The 25,410-nt window shown below is 36.8% G+C and carries 11 protein-coding genes and 1 pseudogene; 3 read left to right on the top strand and 9 right to left on the bottom strand.

Translation table 11 applies throughout. The features are described from left to right. Nucleotides 1-2 precede the first annotated feature (2 nt). A complete protein-coding gene (locus R4Y45_RS00680) occupies nt 3-674 on the top strand; it encodes a type 1 glutamine amidotransferase (RefSeq protein WP_339968271.1) in 672 nt (223 codons plus the stop codon). 35 nt (nt 675-709) lie between these two features. Here R4Y45_RS00680 and R4Y45_RS00685 read toward each other — a convergent pair whose 3' ends face one another. The 4 genes from R4Y45_RS00685 to R4Y45_RS00700 all read right to left on the bottom strand — a co-directional run bounded on the left by R4Y45_RS00685 (nt 710) and on the right by R4Y45_RS00700 (nt 7,590). Then, nucleotides 710-2,107: a MucBP domain-containing protein gene (locus R4Y45_RS00685; RefSeq protein ID WP_339968273.1), complete on the bottom strand. Its 1,398-nt coding sequence runs from the start codon at nt 2,105-2,107 to the stop codon at nt 710-712. A gap of 230 nt (nt 2,108-2,337) precedes the next feature. Further along, nucleotides 2,338-2,904 carry a hypothetical protein gene (locus R4Y45_RS00690; protein ID WP_339968276.1) on the bottom strand — a complete coding sequence of 189 codons (567 nt, stop codon included), beginning with the start codon at nt 2,902-2,904 and terminating at the stop codon, nt 2,338-2,340. A 108-nt stretch (nt 2,905-3,012) separates the two neighbouring features. Next, nucleotides 3,013-5,355 carry a pectate lyase-like adhesive domain-containing protein gene (locus tag R4Y45_RS00695; RefSeq protein WP_339968278.1) on the bottom strand — a complete coding sequence of 781 codons (2,343 nt, stop codon included), beginning with the start codon at nt 5,353-5,355 and terminating at the stop codon, nt 3,013-3,015. Between the two features lie 117 nt (nt 5,356-5,472). Then, on the bottom strand, nt 5,473-7,590 hold the full coding sequence (locus R4Y45_RS00700) for an ATP-dependent Clp protease ATP-binding subunit (protein ID WP_339968280.1): 2,118 nt from the start codon (nt 7,588-7,590) through the stop codon (nt 5,473-5,475). A 205-nt stretch (nt 7,591-7,795) separates the two neighbouring features. Between R4Y45_RS00700 and R4Y45_RS00705 the strand changes: the two genes are divergently transcribed. Beyond that, nucleotides 7,796-8,656, top strand: coding sequence for a fructosamine kinase family protein (locus R4Y45_RS00705; RefSeq protein ID WP_339968283.1), 861 nt, complete (start codon nt 7,796-7,798; stop codon nt 8,654-8,656). On the opposite strand, the gene R4Y45_RS00710 is transcribed toward R4Y45_RS00705, so the two are convergent. Then, nucleotides 8,649-9,023, bottom strand: coding sequence for a YbgA family protein (locus R4Y45_RS00710; protein WP_339968285.1), 375 nt, complete (start codon nt 9,021-9,023; stop codon nt 8,649-8,651). The two genes, R4Y45_RS00705 and R4Y45_RS00710, sit on opposite strands and share 8 nt — an antisense overlap. Nucleotides 9,024-9,130: 107 nt before the next feature. Here R4Y45_RS00710 and R4Y45_RS00715 point away from each other — a divergent pair, with 107 nt between their 5' ends. Then, on the top strand, nt 9,131-10,573 hold the full coding sequence (locus R4Y45_RS00715) for a catalase (protein ID WP_339968287.1): 1,443 nt from the start codon (nt 9,131-9,133) through the stop codon (nt 10,571-10,573). A 54-nt stretch (nt 10,574-10,627) separates the two neighbouring features. On the opposite strand, the gene R4Y45_RS00720 is transcribed toward R4Y45_RS00715, so the two are convergent. From R4Y45_RS00720 to R4Y45_RS00735, 4 genes and pseudogenes are all read right to left on the bottom strand, one after another. Continuing rightward, a complete protein-coding gene (locus tag R4Y45_RS00720; RefSeq protein WP_339968290.1) occupies nt 10,628-12,124 on the bottom strand; it encodes a glycosyltransferase in 1,497 nt (498 codons plus the stop codon). After that, nucleotides 12,121-13,650 carry a glycosyltransferase gene (locus R4Y45_RS00725; RefSeq protein WP_339968292.1) on the bottom strand — a complete coding sequence of 510 codons (1,530 nt, stop codon included), beginning with the start codon at nt 13,648-13,650 and terminating at the stop codon, nt 12,121-12,123. The genes R4Y45_RS00720 and R4Y45_RS00725 overlap by 4 nt, the downstream gene beginning before the upstream one ends. 88 nt (nt 13,651-13,738) lie before the next feature. Continuing rightward, nucleotides 13,739-15,099, bottom strand: a pseudogene (brnQ, locus tag R4Y45_RS00730) (branched-chain amino acid transport system II carrier protein). Between the two features lie 128 nt (nt 15,100-15,227). Beyond that, nucleotides 15,228-25,292, bottom strand: a complete 10,065-nt coding sequence (locus R4Y45_RS00735; protein ID WP_339968295.1) for a beta strand repeat-containing protein — start codon at nt 25,290-25,292, stop codon at nt 15,228-15,230. Between the last annotated feature and the right edge of the window lie 118 nt (nt 25,293-25,410).

Raw genomic sequence — 25,410 nt, forward strand, 5'->3', positions numbered from 1 at the left:
ACTTGACCCCAACTATCAAAATTGCTTACTTGTATGAAGATTTGATGAATACTTACGGTGACAGTGGTGATGTCAAAATCTTACGTTATTACTTAAACCAAAAAGGCTATGACGTTGTTGTTGATAACATTTCACTGGATACTCCAGAACTTGATACCACTCAATATGACTTCTTGTTCTTTGGTGGTGGCCAAGACTTTGAACAAACCGTTGTGGCTAAAGATATCCACCGTTTCTATGAACCTATCAAAGAGTGGGTTGAACAAGCTAACCCGATGCTTGGCGTTTGCGGTGGTTATCAATTTTTAGGTACGCACTATCAAATGGTTAATGGCAAAACCATCAAATGTCTAGGAATTCTCCCTTTTCATACGGTCTTTCGTCCTGAAGCCCGCATGATTGGGGATACAAAGTTTGAGACACCATTTGGTGAGGCGATTGCTTTTGAGAACCACTCAGGTTGTACTTATTTTGATGATGATTCACTCAATCCACTCGGTAAAATGAGTGAAGGTTACGGTAATAATCCCGAAGATGGTAATGAAGGTCTTTTATATAAGAATACGATGGGGACTTATGCCCATGGTCCTATCCTGAAAAACTTAAATATTACAGAATTCTTTGTTGAAAAAATTATTGATCGATTTAATCAACGCACACAAAAAAACGTCTAACAAATTGTTAGACGTTTTTATTTTGCTTAAATTTATTATTTTTCGATTGAATTTACATAAGTATCTTCAATCCATTGTTGATCTGTACCTAAACGGTAGTAAGTATGACCGTAGAATGTTTTCTTACCAAATACTCGCCATGCTGTACCTGGTTGAATCATTTGTTCAGTCATCTTACCTTCTGAATCACGCAAGAAGATTCCGTAAGGAACATTCCCAGCTGTTAAAGTACCTGAGACTGATTCCTCATGAGCTTCTGAGGCTTCGTGTAAGTATTGTTCTTGAATCCATTGGTTCTTATTATTGGCCATTCGAACATACTTAACACCATCAACAACTTTAATATCATCTGTCAGATCAGTTTTATCATTGTTATGTAAATATTCTGTAGATGGTTTCATTTTACCATCTTCAAATTTCCATTCTAACACGCCGATACCTTCAAAAACTTTAATCGCTTTTGTTGCTGCAATAGTTGGTTTTGCTGGAGTAGGTGTTGGGTTGTATGTTGGGTAGTAACTGACATAACTATTTTTTGTATATACGTAAGATACTGTAATATCAGAACTTGCTATAATACCCGATGCCTCACCTTTCACCTTACTGAAAGTATATCCAGGAATATCAGCTTGTTCAGTTTTATACATCTGTCCTTTTTGTAACTTTTGAACAGTTGGTTCTTTTAACTTATTACCTTGATTATCAACATATTGAGTAGTTATTGTGAAACTCAAAATGTCTTCTGCTTCTCTTATTTCATCTTGATAACGCTTAATACTTTCTTTAATTTGTGCATTATCACTGTTTAATTTCTGTTCTACTAGTGCTTGCGAGAGATTGTGTTTAGCTTCGGCTAACCTGACGATATCCTGCTGATCGCGTTGTTTTTTCATACTTTTAGCGATAACATCTTCATTTTCTGTTGGTTTAGTCAAATCTATGTTTATGTAGTTAACGCCCTCTTCTGCTGCAGATTTATTAGCAGAAGCTAGTTCTACAGCTGCTTTTGCTTCGTTGTATTTCAACAAAGCAATATTGTATTCATCTTTTGCTGTTTGAGTATTATCGTTTGCTTCTTGTTTTTGACGTAAATTTTCTTGAACTTTTATCAATTCTTCATTTTTACTGTCCAATTCTTTTTGTGCTTTTGCTAATTCAAGTTTAGCAGCTGCTTTTGTAGAAGCTATTTGTGCATTAATAAGATTTTGTTTATTTTGTTCAGACTTATCAGAATCATATTTTTTTTGGGCATTTTTAATTGCTGTTTGAGCAATTTGCATAGATTCTTGCGCTGACTCTAAAGCAGATTCATCATTAGCTTGTACTACTTGTGTGTTTCTAGTATTTTCTACAGATAATCCTGCCATTCCTAGTGCCACTGAACATGCCAGTACAGCCACAAGTTTAGTTGATTTTGATTGATTTTTTTTCATTTAAAATATCCCCTCTTTGGTTTTACTACAATTTACAAATACGACTTACTATAATTACTAATACTCTCCCCACTTTTGTTTTACTCTATCTCCCCCATAATTTATTAGAAAATGATAATATACTTCTTAAGCATTCCATAATATTTTTAAAAAATCAAGAGGCAAAGAACAAATGATGATAATATAACTAATCAATTATAAAAAGCTTATGACAAATTGTCATAAGCTTTTTAGTTATATAATTTAACATAAGTATCTTCTAGCCATTGTTGATCTGTACCTAGTTTATAGTAGGTATGACCAAAGAAAGTTTTAGTCGCAAATACTCGCCAAGTAGTTCCTGGCTCAATAATCTGCTCAGTCATATTACCAAGGCTATCTCGTAAAAAGATTCCATAAGGAACATTTCCAGCTAACACTTTACCATGTGCAGGTGTTTCTGCAATATCGGCTGGATTTTGCAAGTACTGTGCTTGAACCCAGTAGTTTTGATAAGGATTGGCTAAATGTAAGTACTTAATCCCGTCAATCATTTGGTAATCACCATAATAAGGAATATAGTAATTATTTAACTGTACCTTATCAGAGGGTACCATACCTGCTGCGGTTAATTCCCAAATACGAGCCCCGTAACCATTAAAATAATGAATAGTTGATGATTGTAGCTGCGGTTCAATAGATGTCGTTGATTGCTGCTCATCATTTGCTTCTACTGCTGATGTAAATAACCCAGCAACACTTACCGCTAGTAAAGCGGATGCAATTAATCCTAAAAGTTTTCGATAATTGTGATGCATAATTTAATCTCCTTAATTAATTATTACCCAACAATTATCCTAGCCTTTTGAGTACCTGTCAATAAGACAAATAAAAAACGATAACCTATCGAGTCTATCGTTTTTTAATTAGTTCATTGATTGAATATAAGTATCTTCTAACCATTGTTGGTCATTACCTAAACGGTAGTAAGTGTGACCATGGAATGTTTTCTTAGCAAATACTTGCCATGAAGTACCTGGTTCAATAATTTGTTCTGTCATGTTTCCTGAACCATCACGTAAGTAAATACCATAAGGTACATTGCCAGCTACAGCCGTATTATTCATTGGAATTTCTGGTAATTGTGTTGGATCTTGTAAGTATTGAGATTGAATCCAAGTATTTTGGTTAGCAATATGCAAATACTTAATTCCGTCAATAATTTGGTAGTCACCGTAATAAGGTACATAGCTATTGGCAGCTTGATATTGTGTCGTTGGTTCTAGTCCATTAGCTGTTAATTGCCATAAAAGCACACCGTATCCTTTAACGTAATTGACTAATCCTGATTGAAAACTAGGAGTTGACCCTTCTAGTTTTTTCAACGCATCAACATCTGCTTGGGTTAGTTTTTTAGCCTTTGTGACAGCAGAACCATTAACACCATCTAAAGCAGCACTAACAGTAATAACATCATCAACTTCAGGTGTATAGTTAGGATCCAATTTTAATGATAAAGGTTGATTTAATTTTGAGGTTTGATCTAATTTATCTTGTTGTGAATTGGATGTGTCTGAATTATGTTTTTGTACACTAACTGTTACATTCGCTTTATCTTGGTCATCAGTATTTTCAGTATTTAAAACAAATCCCGTTGAAATCGTATCTCCTGAACGAGATAACGTTAAATCATTGTTTATGGATAATGTTGGTTTGTAAAAACTTCTAACATCATCTCTCGTTACTGTGTAAGTTTGTGATGATCTTTCTAATCCAAAATCAGAAACAACTGTGATTTGATCATTAACTTTTGGAGTATATCCGTCTCCTAAACTTAAACGATTGTTACCTTGATTTGCTGATACAGTTTGACTAGAATGAGCATTTCCATTAATCATTACACTAACGGATGTAGTATCTTTTGGGGAAACATTTTGAGCATCAAGATCGAAATTAATATTAAAACTATTGCCTTCTTTGCTCAAAGATAAATTATCAGAAGAAACAGTTACACTCTTTGGTTTGGGTGTAATAGTCAAATCTGTAACTGTTTCATCATAATTATTAGGATCTGTGATAGTTTCTTGTGAATCAGAACCCTTTTTCATACTCCACGCATAACTATTATTTTTAAATCCGGTTAAATCAGTTGCTGGTGAAGTAGTATATGACCCAGGATGGTTTGTTGTAACTTTAAAACTAGAATTATCCCCTGATAAAGAAAGATTGCTACTTGTAATGCCAGTAACTAAACTGATATCTGCATTTCTATTACCATTAACATTAAGAGAACTTCCATTATTAATTGCTATCTTATTACTACCCACGCTTAATAATGGAGTTGAGATTCCGCTCTCAGGTGCATTAATGTTAAGAGAAGCGCTATTCATTGAAATTGGGTAAGAAGTAGTGACGACAGTTTGAGGATTAATAGTTAAGTTTGAACCCGAATTCAACAAAATTCCACCATTATTAATATCAGCTGATATACCGATAATAGGTTGATTAGTGTTTCCTGCATTAGGAATCAAACTAACTTTTGCGTTTTCATCTAAAGTTATCTTACCACTACTTAAATTGAATAATACACCATTTCCAGTACCTGTATACTGACTTCCTTCAAGAAACTCAATATTTTTAGCTTCTATATTCTCTTGTCTATCAATAATTCCTTCCTTGTATTGTTTACCTGAAGCAACCTGAACGTTATTTTTAATATAAACAGTGCTTGATGTGGAATAAGTTAACTGAGGGCCTTGATACGTAATATTATCAAAAGTTATTCCACCATCAGTTGATCGATTATTAACGGGACCAAAGTAATTTTCTCCTTGCATTTTTATATTACTTATTACAATCTGACTTTGAGTATTATCTTCTGAACTGGAAAAATTGTAATTGAAAGAAAGTTTTCCAAAGTCTATTTGTGGATTTTCTGTAACTTGGTCAGCTTTTTTAATGAGTAATGGTTTTGTTCTTTGTATTGTTGGAGTGTCTGCCGTGTTTCCTGGCTGATTTCCTAACGATGACATATCAATATCATTCTCAATATTAATCTGAGTTACACTTGTATCATTTAAGGCATCATATAATTGTTGTGCCGTACTAATATTTTTTACGCTATCATCTGTTTGTTGTTCCTCAGCTAAAACAGTTTGTCCTGTATTAACCCCTGTATGTGTTAAAAAACCAGTCGCTAAAGCCACACTACATAGTGCTACTGAAGCAACCCCCGCTAGTTTTTTATAATTTTTTGTTTGTTTATTCATCTGCGTTACTCCCATAAAATTAACTATTTTAACTTGATTATTATTTTTTTTCATCTATAAGTCAATTATTAATAACTAAAAAAGACACCTTTCATCTGAAAGGTGTCTTTAATTATTTTATTCGTGATTTTCGTTTGACTCTTCTTTTGTTTCAGGTTTTGATTCTTCTGCTTTAGCTTTTTCTTTTTCTTGCTTTGGCAATTCCGCAATTTTTTCATCATTCATCATCAAGAAGTTATCTTTAACTGTAAAGTTAATTTCTTTCAACTTAGAGTCAGCCAAAATAGCTTTGGCAGCGGGTGTTTGTAAATCTTGTTCAACAACACGACGCAATGGACGAGCACCGAATTTTTCATCATAACCTTTTTCAACCAAATAGTGTTTAGCTTCATCTGAAACCGTCATTTTAACGTGGCGTTTTTCAAGACTATTAGCCATGTGGTCTAAGTAAAGATCCACAATTTTAATTAAGTCTTTTTGTTTCAATGAGTTAAATGGCACAATGGCATCCAAACGGTTCAAGAATTCAGGACGGAAGTAGACTTCTAGAGCCTTCATCAAGTCACCTTTATCTTTAATCAAGTTATCTGAGTAACCTGCATTAGAGGTCATAATCAAGATGGTATCTTTGAAGGATACGGTACGTCTTTGAGCATCTGTTAGGCGACCATCATCCATAATTTGTAACAAAGCGTTGAAGATATCTGGATTTGCTTTTTCAATTTCATCCATCAAAATCAAGCTATAAGGTTGGTGACGAACTTGTTCAGTCAATTGACCGCCTTCTTGGTAACCAATGTAACCAGGAGCAGAACCGATTAATTTGTTAACAGATGTTTTATCTTGATATTCACTCATATCTAAACGAATAAAGTGGTCATCTGAACCAAACATGCTTTTAGCCAATTGTTTAGCTAATTCAGTTTTACCAACACCAGTAGGACCAGCGAATAAGAATGAACCAGTAGGACGGTTTTCATCTTTAAAGACTTTCTTACGAGCAATCGCATCGGTAATCGTATCGATAGCTTCATCTTGGTCAATCACAACATCTTTTAAGTGTTTAACCAAATCTTCGGATTTTTGACTTTCATCTGCATGAATTTCGCTCATTGAAATTTTTGTCTTTTGTTCAATTAGTTGATACATATCTTTTGCGGTAACACTTGGCAATTCGGTATCATCAACATTTTGCAATTGTTTGTGAGCTTTTTCGACTTCGCCTTTTATTTCTTGTGCTTTCTTAAAGTCTTCTGCTTGAACAGCCGCATCTTTTTCATGCTCTAGTTTTGCAATATGTTCACGTAATTGTGTTTCATCTTTTGGTGCTTGGTATAAGCCCTTTTTAGCACCTGCTTCATCAAGTAAGTCAATCGCTTTATCTGGTAAGTAACGTCCTTGAATGTAACGTTTTGATAATGTAACTGCTAATTTGATTGCTTCTTCATCATATTTAACATGGTGATAACTTTCATACTTAGGAGCTAAGCCTTCAAGAATTTGGATAGCTTCTTCAACTGAAGGTTCACCAACTTTAACTTCTTGCAAACGACGAGCTAATGCAGGATCTTTTTCAATGCGTTGGAATTCACTGATTGTTGTGGCACCGATTAAACTCAAATCGCCACGAGCAAGTGCAGGTTTCAAAATATTAGCTGCATCACCATTATTATTTTCACTATCAACACTACCAGCACCGACAATATTATGAATTTCATCGATGAATAGGATAATGTTTGGATTCTTTGAAGCTTCATCAATAATTTTTTGTAATTTTTCTTCAAAGGCACCACGTAGAGAAGATCCTGCAACCAATTCATTGATATTCAATTCAATAATGTGGGCATCTTTTAGACGTTCTGGTACATTACCTTCTGCAATACGTTGAGCTAATCCTTCAACAATCGCTGTTTTACCAACACCTGCAGGTCCAACTAAAACGGGATTATTCTTATTACGACGACTCAAAATTTCAATTACATTTTCAACTTCTGAGTCACGTCCAATAACTGGATCATATTTATTTTCTTTTGCTTGTTTAACTAAATCAGTTCCGATTGATTGTTCTTGTTGTTGTGGGTTTTGAACTTGTGTTTGTTGTTTCAAACCATCTTGATTGGAGTGAATGGGGATATCTCGACGGGTAGAGAAAGTGCCTGAGTTTGAGAAGAAATCTCTATTCAAAGAATCAAATAATGCATCAAAATCACTAAAACCATTACTGTAGTTAGCCATATCTAACACTCCTTATAAACTATGTAACAAGTTTTTAGCACTTGGTTGTTTCGAGTGCTAATCTTTTGTTCGACTTTATAATACAACGGTTATGTAAAAGATACAACTAGAAAAACTCAAAATTCGAAACTTTTTTATTTAGCTATTGGAAACCCCATCTTAACTGTATTAAGATGGGGTTACTACTTAATTTTGAGGTGAAATAATGTCACAATCTATCCATAATATCGTTAAAAATTTAAACTTGCCTGAGCCAGTTGAAAAGTACTCAGCTGTGACAGGTGGCGATATCAACCAAGCTTTTCACGTTTATACACACAGCTATTCCTTCTTCTTACTTGTTCAACAAGATGCTACACGTCAGTTTTTTAGTCATGAAGTTGCTGGATTAAAGGCTTTAGGTAAATTTGCTAAAACCCCTCAAGTGCTAGATTTCGGTGATAATAGCCAAGATGCTTATTTACTACTTGAATATATTGATCACTTACCACACGGTAACCAATATGAGTTAGGGCAAGCTCTAGCTAAAGTGCATCAATCAACTAGTCCTAATCAACAGTTTGGATTCGACAGTAACTTTGAATTAGGCAATTTTACCGGTGACAATCAATGGCAAGATAATTGGTATGATTTTTTCGTTAATCAACGATTTGAACCGCTACGAAAACTCATTATTCACAATCATAATGGGTCCGTTGAACTCGAACATCTCTATCAAAACATGCTACAACAATTTCAACATGACTTAGCTAATCATCAAAGCATCCCCAGCCTATTGCATGGTGACCTTTGGGGAGGCAACATTATGTTTGACCTAGACCAGCACCCTGTTTTCATCGACCCTGCTGTCTACTACGGTGACCGTGAATTTGATATCGCCATTACACAAGTCTTTGGCGGTTTTGACCAGAATTTTATTCAAGGTTATCAAGACACTTACCCGCTTGATGACGGTTATCAAGATAGACTAGTTTATTACAAACTCTACTATATGATGTTTCATTTAAGTGAGTTTGGATCTATCTACCAGCCAAGTGTATATCGCTTACTCCAACAATTTATTTAAAATACGACTGTAACAACGTTGACGCCAATAAGTAGTTAACGTTGTATTTTTTTGTCATTTCTGCTAAAAAAGGGCCTAATTCATCATGGTTAAGCGTAAAGTCAGCTTGTAGTTGTCTAAACTGTTCCTTTTCAGCTTCCGTGGCAATTTTTTTAAAGTATCCCCATACATGTTGATAAGCATTCATCATATTGCCACGATCTAATGGCGCGACTTTTGCTTCTTCAATAATCTCTTCATAGCGTTTCTTTTTATCGTCAGTCCAATTATTACCTTTAGCCAATTGTCTGACTTCGTTATAAAACTTTTGAGAGCGTGACATCAGCCAATATTTATTTTGAGCCCACTCTTTTTGCCAATTTTCCAAATTAAACGACTCCTTTTAAATTACTTTCTACAATTATAACGAGCTAGAGTAAATAATTGAATATTTTTAAGTTTAGTTCTACAATAGTCGCGAAAGAGGGTAATATTATGTCAAAAAATTTAACAACTAGTGAAGGCCAACCTTGGTCAGATAATCAACATTCACAAACTGCTGGCAAGCGTGGCCCGGTTCTTATTCAAGATTATCAATTACTTGAAAAATTAGCTCACTTTAACCGTGAACGCATCCCTGAACGTGTCGTTCATGCTAAAGGTTCAGGTGCTAAAGGTTACTTTGAATTGACACATGATATGAGTGCTTATACTAAAGCCGATGTTTTCAATGGCAAAGGTAAAAAAACACCTTTAATCACACGTTTTTCTCAAGTAGCTGGTGAAAGCGGTTATCCTGATACTTATCGTGATGTTCGTGGCTTTGCGGTCAAATTTTATACACAAGAAGGAAACTATGATATTGTGGGTAACAATACACCCGTCTTCTTTATCAATGATCCATTGAAGTTTCCTGACTTTATTCACTCACAAAAACGTGATCCAAAAACACATACTAGAAGCCAAGATATGCAATGGGATTTTTGGTCACATTCACCAGAAACGCTTCACCAAGTCACTATCTTAATGAGTGACCGTGGGATTCCTGCAAGTTATCGTACAATGCATGGTTATGGTAGCCATACTTTCAAATGGGTTAATGATAAAGGTGAACAATTCTTTGTGAAATATCACTTTAGAACTAACCAAGGTGTTCATAATATGTCTAATGAATTAGCTGCCAAACTTTGTGGTGACGACCCTGACTATCTTCAAAATGAACTTTTTAACTCTATTGAAGAAAAAGACTTTCCTTCATGGACACTTTACGTTCAAGTTATTCCTTATGAAGAAGGACTTAACTACAAACATGATATTTTTGATGTCACAAAAGTTGTTTCTCAAAAAGACTATCCACTAATGGAAGTCGGTCAAATGGTCTTAAATGAAAATCCTGAAAATTACTTTGAAGAAATGGAAGAACTTTCATTTTCACCTGCTAACTTGGTTCCCGGCATTGAACCTTCAGCTGATAAAGTCTTACAAGGTCGTTTATTCGGTTATAAAGATGCCGCTCGTTACCGTTTAGGTGCTAACTATGAGCAATTAAAAGTTAACCGTCCAATTAATGAAGTCAATAACTATCACCGTGATGGCTTTATGTCACAAGGTCATGATGGTTCTGCAAACTATGAACCTAATAGTGTTGATGGCCCAACAGAAGTGCCTTCTGCAAAAATTGCACCTGATCAATTAACTGGTGAAACCGGTCATTTCAAACCTTATGACACGGATAACTTTTCTGCTGCTGGTGAATTATATCGTCTATTTGATGAAGGCGAAAAAGAACGCTTAGTTGAAAATATTAAAAGCAATCTTGGTCAAGTAAAATCACACGACATTAAAGTTTTAGAAGCCAAACAATTCTATCAAGCTGATCCAGACTATGGTGAACGTGTTGCCAAAGCCCTTAGTTTATCAGTTGATGAAATTAAATAAACTAAACACAAAAAAAGAACTTACGCAATTTGCGTAAGCTCTTTTTTTATGCTTTTAGTTAAGTACTTGTTGCCATTTTTGAATCATATTTTCAGGAGCATAAGTTTTGGCTGTATGATAAGCATTTTGACTCATCTTATGTAATCGTTTCTTATTTTCTAATGTTTTGATGATAGTTGAAGTCAATTCATCAATACGATGTTTATTGACAATAAACCCGTTTTCACCATCTTTAATGATATCTTGAATACCATATAAACTATTATAAGCAACACAAGGTACACTGTAAGACATGGCTTCAATTAAACCTAATGGTTCAACATCAATATTACCCGTATACACTAATAACTCAGCTGATTGATAAGCAGACGTCAAATCCGCTTGATAACCTAATAATCGAATTGAGTTCGATAGTTTCAATTCTTCAATTTTAGTTTTGATTGTGTCGTATTCTGTCCCATAACCATAAATATCAAGTGTAGCATTAGGTAAAACAGCAACAACTTTGTTGAAAGCTTCAATTAGTTCATTAACATTATTTTTGGCATCTAGTTTACTTGTATAAATCACTTTATTTTCTTTGTGAGCCGTATTTTCATCCAAAATAGTATCTTGCTGACTTTCAATTTGAACAGATGGTGAAATAACCGTAATTGGAATCGGTGATTGACCGCCATACCATTTTGTTAAATCATTTTTCTGCTTATCTGTAGCAACAATAATACAGTCCCATTGCTTTGGATTTTTATAAATAGCATTTGTATATAAGCCACTCATATCTGCATAAATTCCATCATTTTCATCAACCGTATGAGGATTTGGCATATATAATAAGTTTTTACCTCTTGTTTTCATCCCCATAATCATATCGTATGAAATAGTAGGACGATCACCAATAAAAGTAGCTTGCAAATTATCTTGTCGATTGAGTTCATCTAAGAAAAATGAGGCAAGTTCAGTATCATTTTCAAAATAATAAGTTTTACCTAAATAATCATACAGAATCGTTCTAATAATAAAGCCTTTATCGTCAAAATAATGTTCAATTTTACCATGACCAAATCGATCATAGTGTTTTTCGTAAATAACTAATCCTTCTTTTGAAAAAAGTTGGTCACGAGCCTTAAATCCTCGACTGTCATAATCACGTCTTTTGGTTAAATTTCCCAAATAATCCAAATAATCAATGAAATGAACGTGGCCAAAAGTTCCCGGGACATGATGAACTTGCATGACGACTTGTGACCCTTTAACGACTTCGCTCACATTAGCATCGGGTTTGACATCATACTCTTTTGAAAAAGGTAAATCATAAGTCTTAATCACTTGAGTTGGTACCTCTTGAGTTTGTCTGAAATAATCGTACATATTAATCATATTCTGTGGACTCAATCCAAAATTTTTCAAATTATCAGTCAAGGTTGTATTAAAATCTCGAGTGACTATTTTGGCTGGCACATGCTCATGATTAAACAACTTTATTCGCTTAATTTGAGTATGTTCAATACTTGTATTTAACGCCATCAAATATTGATTAACAAAGTAAATCATCGGATTACCTCCTGTCGTTGATAAAATCTTCTAACCTGATTAAATAAAGGTTGCCAAGTTTTAAAAACCTCAGATTGAGAAAAACGCTGACTATTTTGATAAGCTTTTTGACTCATTTGTTTAGCTTGATCTAAGTTTTTAAAGTAATCAATAATTTTGTCTGCTAACGCATTACTGTCATTAGGTTTGACTAAGTAACCGTCCTCATTATCGGTAATAATATCACTTGGGCCATATTTAATATCGTAAGATACTTGTGGAACACCGTGAGACTGTCCTTCTAATACGGCCATCGCAAATCCTTCAACAGATGAAGTCAAAAGTTGTAATTGCATATTTTGATAAGCTTTTTGAATGTCATCTGTATACTCTTCAAAAATAACGTGCTGTGCGAGATTTTTTTGAGCAACCAAATCTTTTACTTTTTGACCATAATTACCATTTGAATAACCAAATAAGTGTAATTGCACTTGTGGAACCACTTCTAGAACTTTTTCAATAGCTTTGACTGCTTGTAATTGTTGCTTTTCATGAGCTAAACGTGCAACTAATCCAATATAATAGGGCACTCTGTTTTCAAAGGGTTCAATCGTGATATTATCTTCAATTGTTCCTACAGGAATAGTATAAGTTGATTGATTATGACCATAACGATAGGTGAAGTCAGTCCTTTGTGCTTGAGTTGACGTGACAATGGCATCCCAATTATTTAAGTGATTTAATGAATAATAAAAATTATTATTCAAGTTAGCTGATAAAGGATGATCATTATCAGCTACATGTGAACTATGTAGCACTAATACTTTAAAAGTTTTTTCTGTCATATGAAATAAACTATAAGCATATTCTGTGGCTCGATCACCTATCAAAACTGTCTGTCTATCATTTTTAGCTAATTCATCTAAGAAAAAAGTCATTAAATCTTCTTCCGATGAAAATTCTAAATCTAATCCCTGATAACCCAACAATTGATAAAGCGTCGGCTTAACTTTATTTTGTTTATCAACTTCATAAAAAATTTGACAAACCGCTTTCCCCGATGGAGAAAGAATTTGTTTAACAGACAAGTGATTAGTTTTATCAAAATACTCTTCTACACCAATAAATCCACGTCTATCATACCAACTCGTCTTAACTAATTTACCATCTTTAGATAATAGCCTAATATTATCAATTCTTAAATCAGATGAGGACACAGTCATCAAAATCATCAATGTCTTGCCTTGGTAATCGATTAAATACTCGTCATTAACTTGCCTCATTGTCATTCCTGCGGGTATTTTAAAATCGCTTAGCATATAAGGACTATTTTTAATCGTTTCTTGTCTAAAAAAATCATACATATTTAAATAGTTAGCTAGTGGAATCCGACTAGCTTTTAAAATATCAACTGCATTTAAAACCAAAGCTTTAGTTACAATTTTATTTTGAATTTGATGCTGATTGAATAAATTCATTCTTTTAATTTGAGCATGTTCTATCCCAGATTTATTAATATCTACTTTTGTATTTAAAAAATAATACAAGCCAATCACTCCTCTACAAGATTGTTGACTTTATTATACTAAACCCCTATCAATACTTAAAAAAAAAGGTATTAAAAAAGACTAGCTTTTAGCTAGTCTTTTCTTTTGGTGAACCCAAGCGACCTAAGTGTTGAAAAATAATTCCGAAAACTAAGCCGACTACAGCTGGTACTACCCAACCTAGGCCTAAAGTATAAAAGGGTAAATATTTTGTAGCAAATTGAACAATACCATCAACAAATGCGGTTACCGCTAATAAATTTAGGAGCATTCGTTAATAAATCAAAAAATGCGGGAACTAATGTAAATAGGGTTGTAATACCATACACCCATTTATCAGGTTTTAAGATTGGTGTTAATACTGAAATGAAAATTAGTACCACAGCTAATGGATAGATAAACATCAAAACAGGTACTGAATACTCAATCATTTTGGACAATCCAACATTTGCAAAAATTGCAGGTAATACTGCGGCCCCTGTCATAAACCATTTGTAAGAAACTTTAGGGAACATTTTGTTCATGGCTTCCCCAAATGACGTTACCAAACCAATAGCGGTTTTTAAGCAAGCAATCAATACTAAGACTGCTAGCAAGATATTACCAAAATCACCCATATAGAAACGTGCAACTTGTGCAAGTGCTGTCCCACCATCTGGTGCAATACCAAACTGGTTCAAGCTTAGTGTTCCCATTAAAGCAAGTAACAAGTAAATGACACCCATCAAAATCAAGGCTACTAAGCCAGATTTTGACATTTCACGAATTAAATCTTTAGGTTGATTGACACCTAAACGACGAATTGAATCAACAACAATTACACCAAAAGCAAGTGATGCTAGGGCATCCATTGTGTTATAGCCTTCAGTGAATCCTTTTAGCAAGGCGCTACTTTGGTAAGCTCCTTGAGGATCAAAATTTAGTCCGCCCATTGGTTTGAAGAAAACAAATAGCAAAATAATACCTAATAGTACTAAGAAAATTGGTGTTAAGTATTTTCCAACATATGTCATAATTTTTCCGGGTCTCGTTGCAAAAAAGTAAGTTGCGCCAAAGAACGCAACCGAAAAAATCCCTAAAAATAGCGGCGTTTGACCTTCACTGATAAAAGGTGCAAACCCAATTTGAAATGATGTTGTTGCAAGTCTTGGAATGGCAAAAAATGGCCCGATGACTAAGTATAATAAGACGGTAAAAATATACCCATACGTTTTATTAACTTTTTTGGCCAAAAAGAATACACCATTAGATTGTGATAATCCAAGACCAATGATTCCAAGTAATGGTAAACCAACTGATGTGATTAAGAATCCGACGACGGCTAACCACACATTACCCCCTGCTTGTTGTCCCATTGCAATTGGGAAAATAATGTTCCCGGCCAAAGAACAAACCGAAAAGCATCATCCCAATATACATCGTATCTTTAAAAGATAACTTAGAATTCATTTTCATCATCTCCTTCTCTTTTATTTATTAAAAAAATATTAAAAATAAACTCTTATTCAATACAATACTAGAATCAGCCTAATTAATCAATAAAAAAAGTATAACTCTTTTGAGTTATACTTTTAATCTTATTTCAAGTATTGGCTTTGAATCCAGATATTACTATCCGGAGAATCAATTTCAGAATACCAAATACCATCTATCATCTTAGTATCAAATACAGATACTGGAGAGTCTGAATGCGTGTAACTGTCTGAAATACCAACCATAACCTTTTTGCCATTTTGTTCAACTTCTTGCCAGTTTTGAACACCGTATTCTGGTGAGTAGTTCACTTTTTTCTCCTGTGGTACATTCAAATATTTAGCTTCAATCCAAATATCTTTAGCTACGTCACCAATTTGAACATATTTAACACCATCAATTATCTTGCTAAAACCAGTTAAGTTAACACTTTGGCCACTTTCAATATAATGATTGTTCATTACACCAGTATTATCATCTGTAAAATGCCATGTTCTAATACCGTAGCCTGGAACATAATGAACTTGTTTTTGATTTTCGGCTTGTAAATATTGTGTTTGAATCCATTGACCGCTGAATCTACCATATATTTTAGTATATTTAGTACCATCCACAAATTTTATTTCATTAGAAACTTGGATATTTTCGCCAGATTCAACTAGTTCTCCAGGTTCAGGGGCGTTATTCTCACCTATATCCCAAATTCTTACTGAATATCCTGGTACATAGTTCACAGTAACTATCTTCAAATTTTCTTGAATGTATTGATTATATCCTTCTTGATAAGACTTTTGAAAGTCCAAGGATTCATTCGATACATCGCGAGGTATTCCTTTCTTAGCATCTGATATCCCCACATCAAACCCATAATCATCATTTTGCCAATATAACGAGCTTCGACTCTTAGCTTTGGAAAAAGCATTTTGACTATCTGATAAAGCGACATTAGCCAAACCTAACTGTACTTGTGCTAATTGTGATGCTTGTGATGCAACGGACGCAGCACTCGATGCCATACTTGCAGCATCTCTAGCTTGGCTGGTATAGCTTACAGCTTCTTGATTGTCATTTTCAGCTGCCACGACATAACTCTCTGCTTTGCCTTCATCACCAGCATTCGCTGCTGAAACAGCATTGGCATCAGCTTCACTTGCTGCAGTAGCTGCACTAATTACATTTGAGGCTGCGGTAATTGCATCTGCTTTTGCTTGATTAGCAATAATTACAGCGCTTTCAGCTTTATTTGTCGCACTTGTAGCTTGTTGGGAAGCGTTTGCAACAACTTGTGCGTCACTTTGTGCTTGGCTTGCAGCACTTTTTATTACAAAATCATTAGGATATTGCTTAGCCAAATCATTAGTATCTTTTGTGACTTGATTTACAGTATTCACTGACCGGCTAATATCTTCATTAGCAGCACTTGTATCTTTAGAACTTTCAGTTGCTTGACTTGCACTATATTTTGCTGACTGCGCATAATCTTGAGCATTATTAGCATTAGTGTTAGCCTCATTTACTACACCATAACCCTTTTCAAGATTTTTGAGTGCTTGACTAGCAGCTGCTTCATGATCTTTTGCTGATTGGCTAGCTGTTTGAGCTGTTGCGTTTGCCTGGCTTGCTTGGTTAGCAGCTGATTCTGCTACAACTGCTGCACTTGAAGCTACTGTTGCTGCACTTGAGGCTGTATTTGTATAGCTTGTGGCACTTGCAGCATCTGATTGTGCTTCAGCTACATAGCGTTGGGCATCTTGTTCGTTTCCAGCTTTTTCTGCTGAAATAGCGTTAGCATTTGCGACACTGGCCGCATTGGCTGCACTGCTTGCACTTGAGGCTGCTGTACCTGCGTCTGCTTTTGCTTGGTCAGCAACTGTTGTGGCACTTGTTGCTGTACGGCTTGCACTTTGTGCTGTTGCATTTGCTTGACTTGCTTGTGCTGCTTCATCTGTTGCTTGACTTGCTTCATTTTTAACAACCGCATTATCTGGATATTGGTTGCTCAAACTATTAGCACTAGCTGCTGCACTTTGCGCTGTTGTATTAGCATCATTTGCACTTGTTGCCGCATTTTGACCTACTGTGTTGGCACTATTTGCACTACTTGCATTGTCACTAGCTGATTTAGCATAGTTATCTGCTTGTATTGCAGTTGTATTAGCCGTTGTTACAGCATTAGTTCCTTGATCTTGATTGGCAGTTGCTTGACTAGCAGCTGCTTCATGATCTTTGGCTGATTGGCTAGCTGTTTGAGCTGTTGCGTTTGCTTGGCTTGCTTGGTTAGCAGCTGATTCTGCTACAACTGCTGCACTTGAAGCTACTGTTGCTGCACTTGAGGCTGTATTTGTATAGCTTGTGGCACTTGCAGCATCTGATTGTGCTTCAGCTACATAGCGTTGTGCATCTTGTTCGTTTCCAGCTTTTTCTGCTGAAATAGCGTTAGCATTTGTGACACTGGCCGCATTGGCTGCACTGCTTGCACTTGAGGCTGCTGTACCTGCATCCGCTTTTGCTTGGTCAGCAACTGTTGTGGCACTTGTTGCTGTACGGCTTGCACTTTGTGCTGTTGCATTTGCTTGACTTACTTGTGCTGCTTCATCTGTTGCTTGACTTGCTTCATTTTTAACAACCGCATTATCTGGATATTGGTTGCTCAAACTATTAGTACTAGCTGCTGCACTTTGCGCTATTGTATTAGCATCATTTGCACTTGTTGCCGCATTTTGACCTACTGTGTTGGCACTATTTGCACTACTTGCATTGTCACTAGCTGATTTAGCATAGTTATCTGCTTGTGTTGCAGTTGTATTAGCCGTTGTTACAGCATTAGTTCCTTGATCTTGGTTAGCAGTTGCTTGACTAGCAGCTGCTTCATGATCTTTAGCTGATTGGCTAGCTGTTTGAGCTGTTGCGTTTGCTTGGCTTGCTTGGTTAGCAGCTGATTCTGCTACAACTGCTGCACTTGAAGCTACTGTTGCCGCACTTGAGGCTGTATTTGTATAGCTTGTGGCACTTGCAGCATCTGATTGTGCCTCAGCTACATAGCGTTGTGCATCTTGTTCGTTTCCAGCTTTTTCTGCTGAAATAGCGTTAGCATTTGCGACACTGGCCGCATTGGCTGCACTGCTTGCACTTGAGGCTGCTGTACCTGCATCCGCTTTTGCTTGGTCAGCAACTGTTGTGGCACTTGTTGCTGTACGGCTTGCACTTTGTGCTGTTGCATTTGCTTGACTTGCTTGTGCTGCTTCATCTGTTGCTTGACTTGCTTCATTTTTAACAACCGCATTATCTGGATATTGGTTGCTCAAACTATTAGCACTAGCTGCTGCACTTTGCGCTGTTGTATTAGCATCATTTGCACTTGTTGCCGCATTTTGACCTACTGTGTTGGCACTATTTGCACTACTTGCATTGTCACTAGCTGATTTAGCATAGTTATCTGCTTGTATTGCAGTTGTATTAGCCGTTGTTACAGCATTAGTTCCTTGATCTTGATTGGCAGTTGCTTGACTAGCAGCTGCTTCATGATCTTTGGCTGATTGGCTAGCTGTTTGAGCTGTTGCGTTTGCTTGGCTTGCTTGGTTAGCAGCTGATTCTGCTACAACTGCTGCACTTGAAGCTACTGTTGCTGCACTTGAGGCTGTATTTGTATAGCTTGTGGCACTTGCAGCATCTGATTGTGCTTCAGCTACATAGCGTTGTGCATCTTGTTCGTTTCCAGCTTTTTCTGCTGAAATAGCGTTAGCATTTGCGACACTGGCCGCATTGGCTGCACTGCTTGCACTTGAGGCTGCTGTACCTGCATCTGCTTTTGCTTGGTCAGCAACTGTTGTGGCACTTGTTGCTGTACGGCTTGCACTTTGTGCTGTTGCATTTGCTTGACTTACTTGTGCTGCTTCATCTGTTGCTTGACTTGCTTCATTTTTAACAACCGCATTATCTGGATATTGGTTGCTCAAACTATTAGTACTAGCTGCTGCACTTTGCGCTATTGTATTAGCATCATTTGCACTTGTTGCCGCATTTTGACCTACTGTGTTGGCACTATTTGCACTACTTGCATTGTCACTAGCTGATTTAGCATAGTTATCTGCTTGTGTTGCAGTTGTATTAGCCGTTGTTACAGCATTAGTTCCTTGATCTTGATTGGCAGTTGCTTGACTAGCAGCTGCTTCATGATCTTTGGCTGATTGGCTAGCTGTTTGAGCTGTTGCGTTTGCTTGGCTTGCTTGGTTAGCAGCTGATTCTGCTACAGCTGCTGCACTTGAAGCTACTGTTGCCGCACTTGAGGCTGTATTTGTATAGCTTGTGGCACTTGCAGCATCTGATTGTGCTTCAGCTACATAGCGTTGTGCATCTTGTTCGTTTCCAGCTTTTTCTGCTGAAATAGCGTTAGCATTTGCGACACTGGCCGCGTTGGCTGCACTGCTTGCACTTGAGGCTGCTGTACCTGCATCCGCTTTTGCTTGGTCAGCAACTGTTGTTGCACTTGTTGCTGTACGGCTTGCACTTTGTACTGTTGCATTTGCTTGACTTGCTTGTATTGCTTCATCTGTTGCTTGACTTGCTTCATTTTTAACAACCGCATTATCTGGATATTGGTTGCTCAAACTATTAGCACTAGCTGCTGCACTTTGCGCTGTTGTATTAGCATCATTTGCACTTGTTGCCACATTTTGACCTACTGTGTTGGCACTATTTGCACTACTTGCATTGTCACTAGCTGATTTAGCATAGTTATCTGCTTGTGTTGCAGTTGTATTAGCCGTTGTTACAGCATTAGTTCCTTGATCTTGATTGGCAGTTGCTTGACTAGCAGCTGCTTCATGATCTTTGGCTGATTGGCTAGCTGTTTGAGCTGTTGCGTTTGCTTGGCTTGCTTGGTTAGCAGCTGATTCTGCTACAGCTGCTGCACTTGAAGCTACTGTTGCCGCACTTGAGGCTGTATTTGTATAGCTTGTGGCACTTGCAGCATCTGATTGTGCTTCAGCTACATAGCGTTGTGCATCTTGTTCGTTTCCAGCTTTTTCTGCTGAAATAGCGTTAGCATTTGCGACACTGGCCGCGTTGGCTGCACTGCTTGCACTTGAGGCTGCTGTACCTGCATCCGCTTTTGCTTGGTCAGCAACTGTTGTGGCACTTGTTGCTGTACGGCTTGCACTTTGTACTGTTGCATTTGCTTGACTTGCTTGTATTGCTTCATCTGTTGCTTGACTTGCTTCATTTTTAACAACCGCATTATCTGGATATTGGTTGCTCAAACTATTAGCACTAGCTGCTGCACTTTGCGCTGTTGTATTAGCATAATTTGCACTTGTTGCCGCATTTTGACCTACTGTGTTGGCACTATTTGCACTACTTGCATTGTCACTAGCTGATTTAGCATAGTTATCTGCTTGTGTTGCAGTTGTATTAGCCGTTGTTACAGCATTAGTTCCTTGATCTTGATTGGCAGTTGCTTGACTAGCAGCTGCTTCATGATTTTTGGCTGATTGGCTAGCTGTTTGAGCTGTTGCGTTTGCTTGGCTTGCTTGGTTAGCAGCTGATTCTGCTACAGCTGCTGCACTTGAAGCTACTGTTGCCGCACTTGAGGCTGTATTTGTATAGCTTGTGGCACTTGCAGCATCTGATTGTGCTTCAGCTACATAGCGTTGTGCATCTTGTTCGTTTCCAGCTTTTTCTGCTGAAATAGCGTTAGCATTTGCGACACTGGCCGCATTGGCTGCACTGCTTGCACTTGAGGCTGCTGTACCTGCATCCGCTTTTGCTTGGTCAGCAACTGTTGTGGCACTTGTTGCTGTACGGCTTGCACTTTGTACTGTTGCATTTGCTTGACTTGCTTGTATTGCTTCATCTGTTGCTTGACTTGCTTCATTTTTAACAACCGCATTATCTGGATATTGGTTGCTCAAACTATTAGCACTAGCTGCTGCACTTTGCGCTGTTGTATTAGCATCATTTGCACTTGTTGCCGCATTTTGATCTACTGTGTTGGCACTATTTGCACTACTTGCATTGTCACTAGCTGATTTAGCATAGTTATCTGCTTGTGTTGCAGTTGTATTAGCCGTTGTTACAGCATTAGTTCCTTGATCTTGATTGGCAGTTGCTTGACTAGCAGCTGCTTCATGATTTTTGGCTGATTGGCTAGCTGTTTGAGCTGTTGCGTTTGCCTGGCTTGCTTGGTTAGCAGCTGATTCTGCTACAACTGCTGCACTTGAAGCTACTGTTGCTGCACTTGAGGCTGTATTTGTATAGCTTGTGGCACTTGCAGCATCTGATTGTGCTTCAGCTACATAGCGTTGGGCATCTTGTTCGTTTCCAGCTTTTTCTGCTGAAATAGCGTTAGCATTTGCGACACTGGCCGCATTGGCTGCACTGCTTGCACTTGAGGCTGCTGTACCTGCATCCGCTTTTGCTTGGTCAGCAACTGTTGTGGCACTTGTTGCTGTACGGCTTGCACTTTGTGCTGTTGCATTTGCTTGACTTACTTGTGCTGCTTCATCTGTTGCTTGACTTGCTTCATTTTTAACAACCGCATTATCTGGATATTGGTTGCTCAAACTATTAGTACTAGCTGCTGCACTTTGCGCTATTGTATTAGCATCATTTGCACTTGTTGCCGCATTTTGACCTACTGTGTTGGCACTATTTGCACTACTTGCATTGTCACTAGCTGATTTAGCATAGTTATCTGCTTGTGTTGCATTTGCTTGTGCTTGTGTTGCTGCAGTATTTGCTACAGAAATTTCATTTTCTGCTTGGGTGGCATCCTCATTTGCTTTGATAGCTGTTATTGCTGCATTTGATGCTGCTATTTTAGCGTTATTAGCATCTTTTGCTGCACTACCTGCGATTAATTCTGCACTTGATGCTTGACTTGCTGCCATCGATACTTGATTTTGATTATCAACAGCTGTACTTGCTGCACTTTGTACAATTCCCATATAACTTACAGCAGCACTGTAATTACCAGCACTTTCGGCTGAAATTGCGCTTGATTTTGCTGTGCTGGCCATTACCTCTGCACTACTTGCGTTTGATGCAGCTTGACGAGCACTTAAATATGCACTTGTAGCTGTATCTGCTGCACTTGTAGCTAAAACTGACGCGCTTGATGCTTTAGCTTGTTCATCAAAAGCTGTACTTGCTGCGCTCGAAGCTATACTTGCTGCGCTTGAAATAACTGTATTATCGAAATTTTCATTTGCTATACTTGCTGCATTTGATGCAGCATTACTTGCTGTATTCTTAGAATTATTAGCACTTACATTAGCATCTTTTACATCGCTTGAGTCTTCACCAGCTTGATCAGCACTCGACTTAGCTTTTGCAACATAGCTTTGTGCGCTAAAGTTGGCATTGCTTGCCTGATTGAAGGATGCGTTAGTCGTATCAGGTATATAATTGCTTCTCTTATTCATTACATCGTTAATATCTGATTGACTGAAGTTAAATGGATTTAGATGGCTACTGATAACATAATGACCATTAATCTTATAGTTATTTATCTTTGTTAAATCAAATCCTTGAGGTAACGTAATACTATAAGGAATATCTTGCCCATCTTGCTGTATTGCATTTTGAATAATATCACTATATTTACTATTTAAATCCTGCTTGTCTTCTCTATTAGTTATTATGTTTGTGGATAAGGGACTCCCATTTTGATCAACTATTCCTAAATAAATGCTATTGGATGATTTATTATTTACAGGTGTTGAATTCAAAGTCTGCAAGTCTCCACTCACAATATAGTTTCCATTTCTGTCAATGTCTAATTTTAATGTATTAGGTGTAAAACTAAAATCGGCAATTGACATAAACTCAACGTATTTTGTTTTAGTATTATCCGCAGCATTTGAATAATAAAAAATTGGACTACTACCGCTTGTACTATCTTGCATCCCTTGACCAGTTACTTGACCACCGCCCATGGGGATTGAAATATTGTGATAAGGTGTATAGGTGCCATCGTGATTAACATTCACGTTATTAGCTGTCATGGACCCATTAGTAAATAATTGGCTTGCTGGTCCACTATTCTTGCCTAAATCAAATATAGCCCCCTTAGAACCTGGGTTGTTAACCAAAACGTTACTACCATTTAACAATGTCATATTTCCTGTACCATCAACAGTAGTTACTTTTATATTTGAATGGTTGTTTATGTTAACTGCACCTCCAGCGTACATAAGTGTACTGTTACTATCTGCTAAATGTTGACCAATAACATTTATCGTTCCCTCATCCACATTAACTTGACCACCAGCAATATCTACAGCATACAATGCATTTGAACTAGTATGCCCATCCATTGTTATGTTCAAGGAACCCCCTCTTATATTTAGAGTTCCTCCATTTTGATAATAAGCATTTGATAAATTTTTAGTTCCTCCGTTTTGACTGACATATTGATTTATCTGAGGTTTAATATTAACGGATGCACCTTGGTTAACATAGACATTATTACTATTTTCTAAGTACATTCCTACTGCTACACTGTTTGAGGGTGTCGATGCACCACCAATATCATCACCAGAAGGATACAAGTCAACAATGGCTCCATCATCTATTATTACATCACCCGTACCTGTTATAGCTAAAGCTGTTCCAGAGTATGTTGACCCGATATAATGACTATTTTTAGTAAAAGTAATAGATGATATTTCCATGTTTTCCTGCGTACTACCACTTTTTTTAGAAATATTACCTATCCCTACAGGTGCTTCACTATTAACAAAATCTGGTACATAGCGCTGGGGACCTTTAACAGCGCTATCAGGTAAGTCGATACCGATATCTGTAGGAGAGTAATTCTGTCCGCCGTTAACTGTTAAAGTATTATATACGGTAACATTAGCATTTGTAGCACTTATTAGCTGGGGACCTGTGTAAGTAACATTATCGTAAGAAATATTTCCCCCATTTTGTTTTTTCATCGGGCCATAAAAATTACCCCCATACATCGTTATATTCTTTATATTCAAATCATTATTGGAATCATCAGTAAAAGTATATGGACCGTAATCAACAGTTTTTCCCTGTCCATCTATGGTCAAATTACCTGCCGTGAATTCTTGAACAATCTCTGGTTGATCAGAATACAATTCTCCATCACTTGCAACTGTTGACTTATAAATATTTGTCGGCCTACCATCTAATCCGTATCCTGTTTTCCCATTTATTCCGGTTGTCTCCCACATACTGATATTATTTAATATTTTTATAGCTTGGACGCTATTGTCTAAATAGCTTTGGTAGAGTTGAAATGATGTTGAGACCAGCTTTACTTTCGTACTATCATAATATGACTTACCCAGATTATAAGATTGACTATACAGTGAGTCGGTCAAATCAGTGGAATTTGGCTTCAAATTGTTCCAGTCAGATAAAGTTATACTTGCAGGAAGTGGCGAACTATAATTTGTTCCATCTGTGAAACCTTTATAAGCTGCGTTGTAACCTGCTACAAACTTTTCATCTTGGGTCTGATTTCCTTTATTGAATCGATTTTCTTTGAATGTTTGAATATCATCTAGACCTTCGTTGTACCCAACAACCGTAGGATTATCACTGTTCCCTGATTCGTATCCTTTTTTAAACTGAGGTGAAGCATTTTCTGGTGGAATTTGAGATAGCTGACTTTTAGTTTGACCCATTATATATCCACTAAATGCATCATTGTACCCCTGTATATATTCTGAAGTGTACTGATTATTAGGTTCTTGATTGGCTAATGGACTAGTAGTTAATCCCGTACTAGCTTCATACTGACCATCTCTTTCTCCTTGATCAGCAGTCTGAGTCATATATGATGGCTGCGTTGTACTCATTAAATTCTCGTCAAATTTAGTACTAGAATTGTCATTTGTCTGAACTGAATCAGTTTCCAATTTACTTTTCTCACTAGATTTAGTGTTTGCACCTTGAGAAGATTTAGTAGTACTTGAACTTGGTTCACTCGCTAGACTTTTTGAGTTCGAATTAGATGTTCCAGTTCTTAGTGTTTGTGTTGAAGATACCTGAGCAGCTGCAACAGGAACACTGTATGAAGCAATAGGGGTCCCAAGAAGTGCAAGCGTTGCAAGCGAAACAACAACCCACTGTTTTTTATGCTTTTTCATTACTTTTTTTTCATTAACTTTTTGGTATTGATTCTTATTATACATAAATGCTTACCTCCGTAGGCTTCAACTTACAATCTAATTATTTAAAGTCGATACTTTATGTCACCAGTCTAGTCCTATGGTGATTATTAGTAAATTATTTGGTCCTCAAATCACCAAT

Origin of the sequence: Holzapfeliella saturejae (assembly GCF_037546065.1) — a bacterium.
In the GTDB taxonomy this organism is placed as follows: Bacteria; Bacillota; Bacilli; order Lactobacillales; family Lactobacillaceae; genus Holzapfeliella; species Holzapfeliella saturejae.